Annotated in this window: 4 protein-coding genes; 2 read left to right on the top strand and 2 right to left on the bottom strand. The window is 33.8% G+C overall.

What is annotated here, in order from left to right:
* Window positions 1–212: 212 nt before the first annotated feature.
* Together V5787_RS02040 and V5787_RS02035 are read right to left on the bottom strand one after the other, a co-directional pair.
* Complete coding sequence (locus tag V5787_RS02040) at window positions 213–359, bottom strand: hypothetical protein (protein WP_336891622.1); 147 nt, start codon at window positions 357–359, stop codon at window positions 213–215.
* Between the two features lie 141 nt (window positions 360–500).
* Complete coding sequence (locus V5787_RS02035; RefSeq protein ID WP_336891621.1) at window positions 501–1787, bottom strand: porin; 1287 nt, start codon at window positions 1785–1787, stop codon at window positions 501–503.
* Between the two features lie 386 nt (window positions 1788–2173).
* On the opposite strand from V5787_RS02035, the gene gyrB reads away from it, so the two are divergent.
* Together gyrB and mdh are read left to right on the top strand one after the other, a co-directional pair.
* A complete protein-coding gene (gyrB, locus tag V5787_RS02030; RefSeq protein WP_336891620.1) occupies window positions 2174–4111 on the top strand; it encodes a DNA topoisomerase (ATP-hydrolyzing) subunit B in 1938 nt (645 codons plus the stop codon).
* A 505-nt stretch (window positions 4112–4616) separates the two neighbouring features.
* Window positions 4617–5543: a malate dehydrogenase gene (gene mdh, locus V5787_RS02025; protein ID WP_336891619.1), complete on the top strand. Its 927-nt coding sequence runs from the start codon at window positions 4617–4619 to the stop codon at window positions 5541–5543.
* Window positions 5544–5877 lie beyond the last annotated feature (334 nt).

Here is a 5877-nt window from a genome sequence, read left to right as displayed (position 1 = left end):
AGGTTTTAGTTTTTGTCAATGCCGTTCTAAACCTACTCAATGTACTGTGGTCTGGTGCTACCTGTTCTATTGTCATTCCACAGAAATAGCTGAATGATAAACTATCGTTAAGTCTATCTTCTACTTGGTAATCGCTTAAACCATACCAACTCTGCAAAAGACACATTTTAAAAAGCAACAAACCATCATAGGAAGGCTTACCAACGGCACTTTTACCCCTGGAATAGTCCTTCTATTATTTTTGAAATTCGATCCCAATCGATAAGAATATTTATTTGACTAAAAAATGTAGCTTTTATCTTTCTTGTGCGTAAATCACAAATGCTATCTGCAAAAGTAGGTGTTATTTGTAGTTTCACGGCTTGAATATACATCTTAATAAGCTAACAAACAACGATTTACACCCTAAGTTTGGGTCTTTGTTTTTGTCATGTACCTTGCAACGGTCTTAACTTCAGTTACTGAAAAACGTTTCAACCAATAAATTAAAGATTTATTTTTTACTTCAATGCTATTTGATATTGCAAAATCGCCATTCCTTTAGCATCTATTTGTTTTAAAGTCGTCGAATCATAAATAGGACGGTATTGATAGCCCAAACTAATTTTATTAGAATGCTTTCCGTTTAACATAAAATTCACCGTAAAATCATAAACAGTCATATTTTGCTCCAATGCGTCCCAATCAGAATGTTGAATCGCAATATTAGGCTGAATAATCATTTCTTGTCCCAATACTTTTGCTTGCTCAAACGCATAACCAAACTGCATATACAAAGAAGCCCCTGTACCAATCATAGGAAAAGCAACACCTGCTCCATTATAATCATCTCCGCCTCCACTAGTAATATTATTGGCACCAACGTTTCTGATATAATTTTCACCAAAACCATAATAATAACAACCCAAATAAGCAGTGATAGCATCTTTATTTGCCAGAGGCAAGTTTAAGAAAGTATCTACTGCCCAGTGACTCATATCATAATAATTTTCAGCTGCAACTTCTGATAACGCATCATACTGAGCATCACCATCACTCATTGCTTTTTCTTGATACTGAAATCCAACACCAATATTAAAAACTTTTTTGGTTTGCATATAGGTACCAACTTGATAAGCAGACTTATTAGATTCATGCTCAAAAAATTGATATTTCACATAAGCAGAAGATTTAAGACGAGGTCTATTGTTTGCAAAATCTACTTCACCCTCAGGAACCGTAGTAATAATTTCCGGTTTACTAAGTGCCAATCGATAATCAAACCTACTTGCTTGCCCTTTAAACCAAACCCCATATTGACGTCCTAAATCGTCATTTTTCTCAACAGTATTTAATGTAAATAAAGGAGAGTCCAAGCCCATCAACGTACCACTTGAACGAATATTCCACCTATTCAAGCCTTGCCAACCTGACTTTCCCATTCCAACTTCTAAAAATCTTCCAAAAGAATATTCAACATATAAATCTAATATCCCTAACTTCATTTCTTTGTTTTTTATATTATAATTGTTCCCCCCAATAATTGAATACAAAAATAATTTAGGAGTTACCTGAGAAGAAATCGGAATTCTTAAGCGTCGAATAGAAACATCAGCATAACTAGAAGTAGGCTCTCCATTTATTAAAGATCCATCATTTAAATCGGCATACCTCAACCAAAACTGACCTGAAAGATTCCATTTTATTGTTGGCTTAAAAGGCTCCTTTTTCTGAGCCTTTATCGATACTGAACTCAATATAAAAGCTACAAAAACCAACCGCCAAAATCCTTTAATCTTATTTTTCATTTTCTAAATATTTTCCTTGATTCTTCGCTAAAATTAACTTAGACAAAATCTTCAAGACATGACTTACATCATTTCGTAAAACTTTTAATTTACAGTCAGCTTTTTCAAACGATTTCGTTATGCAGCGACTACCAAATATTCTTTTTCAGGCCTAAAGTAGCATTTATTTTATTGCTTTTAAGGCGTTTTTCTATTTTATGTCCACTATGAATTCATTAGAGATACATTCCCTCAGCACAAGACTGTTTTAAGCTCTTTTAAGCAATCTTTAGACTTATAAACATTTTTTAAAGTTTTAAACATTCCCCTTTAATAAGCTTACTATTTAATTATATTTGTTTGGTTTGTAAAAATCGACTTAACTAATAATATAAAACACATATAATATGATCGAAGAAGATTCAAGTTCGTATTCTGCTGATAGTATCCAAGCTTTAGAAGGTATGGAACATGTTAGAATGCGTCCTTCTATGTACATTGGAGATGTAGGAAGCCGTGGACTTCACCATTTGGTATACGAAGTAATTGACAACTCTATTGACGAAGCATTAGCAGGACATTGTAATAATATTACAGTACACATAAACAAAGACAATTCGGTTACTGTTAGAGATGATGGTCGTGGTATCCCTGTCGGAATTCACAAAAAAGAAGGAGTTTCAGCCCTAGAAGTTGTAATGACTAAAATTGGTGCTGGTGGAAAGTTTGATAAAGATTCCTACAAAGTATCTGGAGGACTACACGGAGTAGGTGTTTCTTGTGTAAATGCCTTATCTGAGCACTTAAGAGCAACTGTTTTTAGAGAAGGAAAAATTTGGGAACAAGAATACGAAAAAGGAAAAGCATTGTATCCCGTAAAACAAATTGGAGAAACAGATTTTAGAGGAACTGAAGTTACCTTTACACCAGACAAGTCCATTTTCCAACAAACTACTGAATACTCTTACGATATTTTAGCCTCCCGTTTAAGAGAGCTCTCATTCCTTAACAAAGGAATTACTATTATATTAGTTGACAAGAGAAGTCAAGACGATGAAGGAAACGACATAAAAGAAATATTCTATAGTACAGAAGGTTTAAGTGAATTTATAAAATACTTAGATAGTACTCGAGAGCAATTGACCTCTGGAATTATCTCAATGGAAAACGAGAAAAACGGAATCCCTGTTGAAGTAGCTATGGTCTATAACACTTCGTATTCTGAAAACCTACATTCTTATGTAAACAATATCAACACTCATGAAGGAGGAACACATCTTTCTGGATTCCGAAGAGGATTGACAGGTACTTTAAAAAAATATGCTGATAATTCAGGCTTACTAAAAAACCTAAAGTTTGATATTTCGGGAGATGATTTCCGTGAAGGACTCACCGCAATTATTTCTGTAAAAGTTCAAGAACCACAGTTCGAAGGACAAACAAAAACAAAACTAGGAAATAGAGACGTTTCTGCTGCCGTATCTCAATCAGTGTCAGAAATGCTTACTGACTACCTTGAAGAAAACCCAAATGACGCTAAAATCATTGTACAAAAAGTAATCTTAGCAGCACAAGCACGTCACGCTGCTCGTAAAGCACGAGAAATGGTACAGCGTAAGACAATAATGTCTATTGGTGGACTACCTGGGAAATTATCTGACTGCTCAGAAACAGATCCTGAAATCTGTGAGATATTCTTAGTTGAGGGAGATTCTGCTGGAGGAACTGCAAAACAAGGACGTGATAGAAACTTCCAAGCAATCTTACCATTGCGTGGAAAAATATTAAACGTCGAAAAAGCGATGGTCCACAAAGTTTTTGAAAATGAAGAAATCAAAAACATGTTTACCGCTTTAGGAGTTACTATTGGTACCGAAGAAGACAGCAAAGCTCTTAACCTTTCTAAACTGAGGTACCACAAAGTAGTAATCATGTGTGATGCCGATGTTGATGGTAGCCACATTGCTACACTTATTCTAACCTTTTTCTTTAGGTTTATGAAAGAAATGGTTGAACAGGGCTATGTATATATTGCTACTCCTCCGCTTTACCTTGTTAAAAAAGGACAAAAAAGAGAATATGCATGGGACGATGATCAACGTGATTTAATAGTTCAAAAAATGGGAGGTAGTGCTACGATTCAAAGATATAAAGGTTTAGGAGAAATGAACGCTGGGCAACTTTGGGATACCACGATGAATCCTGAATTTAGAACTCTTAGACAAATTGTTATTGAAAATGATGTTGAAGCTGATAGAGTATTCTCTATGCTGATGGGCGACGAAGTTCCACCACGAAGAGAATTTATTGAAAAAAACTCGAAATACGCAAATATCGACGCTTAATCAATTTCGAAATCACAAAAAAAGGCACTGTTATCATTTTAACAATGCCTTTTTTATGTATATCAAACACTAAAAAACTATATAACACCAAATAAACATCAAAATGATTGATTAAATAAGTTTCTATTTCCTTTATATTTCAATATAAAATAGAACCGTAACCTAGGCTATGCTCATATTTTTTATTTCATCTAAAGAAAAAAATAATTCAAATTTAGCATCAACTACTCTGAAATTCATTTGGCATAAGTGTAAATTAGCCCATCAATTATACGAATAACACAATACATATACTACCTAAATATCAGATACATAAAACATACAATAATAAACATAATATTTACTGATAAAGATCACCTACAAAAACAGACACAACACCTACAATTGCAACCTATTACAAACTGTTTTAAACTAAAAAAAAGTTATAAAATCACATTTAAAACAGAAGGTTATTCCATCTATAATTACTAAATTTACAAACAAATATTAATATAAATTATATAAAATGAAAGTTACTGTTGTTGGAGCAGGTGCTGTAGGTGCAAGTTGTGCTGAGTACATTGCTATTAAAAATTTTGCAAGTGAGGTAGTTATTGTAGATATTAAAGAAAATTACGCAGAAGGAAAAGCGATGGACCTTATGCAAACAGCTTCTTTAAATGGATTTGATACAAAAATCACTGGAAGCACAAATGACTATGGAAAAACAGCAGGTAGCTCTATTGCTGTAATCACAAGTGGAATTCCTCGTAAACCAGGAATGACAAGAGAAGAATTAATCGGCATCAATGCAGGAATTGTAAAAACTGTATCTGAAAACATTATCAAACACTCTCCTAATGCGATTATAATTGTTGTAAGTAATCCTATGGATACGATGACTTATTTAGCTCACAAAGCGACTGGTCTTCCTAAAAACCAAATTATCGGTATGGGAGGTGCCTTAGACAGCGCACGTTTTAAATACAGACTGAGCCAAGCATTAGGTGCACCTGCATCTGATGTAGAAGGTATTGTAATTGGAGGACATAGTGATACAGGAATGATTCCTTTGACTAGATTAGCGACTAGAAATTCAATTCCAGTAAGCGAGTTTTTATCGAAAGAAAAACTTGAGGAAGTAGCCAAAGCGACCATGGTAGGTGGAGCTACTTTAACAGGAATGTTAGGAACTTCAGCTTGGTATGCTCCCGGTGCAGCAGTTTCTGCAATGGTGCAAGCAATCGCTTGTGACACAAAAAAAACATTTACCTGTTCTGCATATTTAGAAGGAGAATACGGATTAAACGATCTTTGTATTGGTGTACCTGTAATATTGGGTAAAAACGGTATAGAAAAAATCGTAGAAATAGAATTAAGTGACGCGGAAAAAGAAAAACTTTCAAATAGTGCTGAAGCTGTAAAAAAAACAAACTCACTATTAGACGTTTAATCAAATGTTTATCCATATACAAAAAAAGGAGATTGTTGTCAATCTCCTTTTTTACACTCAAAAATTTATTTTTAACAACTCTTGGAATCTCTTTTCCTTACTATAAAAATTTGCTTGATCCTCACCTTTATAAACCTCAATTTATCTCTAGGTTTCAATTATACTAATATGGGTAAACCTAATTTTATCGTACTATTAACCTCGCATCTATATATCGTTAGTTTTACGCAGCATATTTTATGTTGTGATGTTTAAAATATTTGACTACCCTTTTGCTGTCATTTTGAAGTGTTTTCATGTGATTTTCTAAATTTTCCTTCATCTTTTCTTGTGT

This window comes from Flavicella sp., from assembly GCF_037132785.1.
Classification (GTDB): Bacteria; Bacteroidota; Bacteroidia; order Flavobacteriales; family Flavobacteriaceae; genus Flavicella.
Note: the sequence above shows the minus strand (reverse complement) of the source record. Positions and strands in the feature narration are given on the sequence as shown.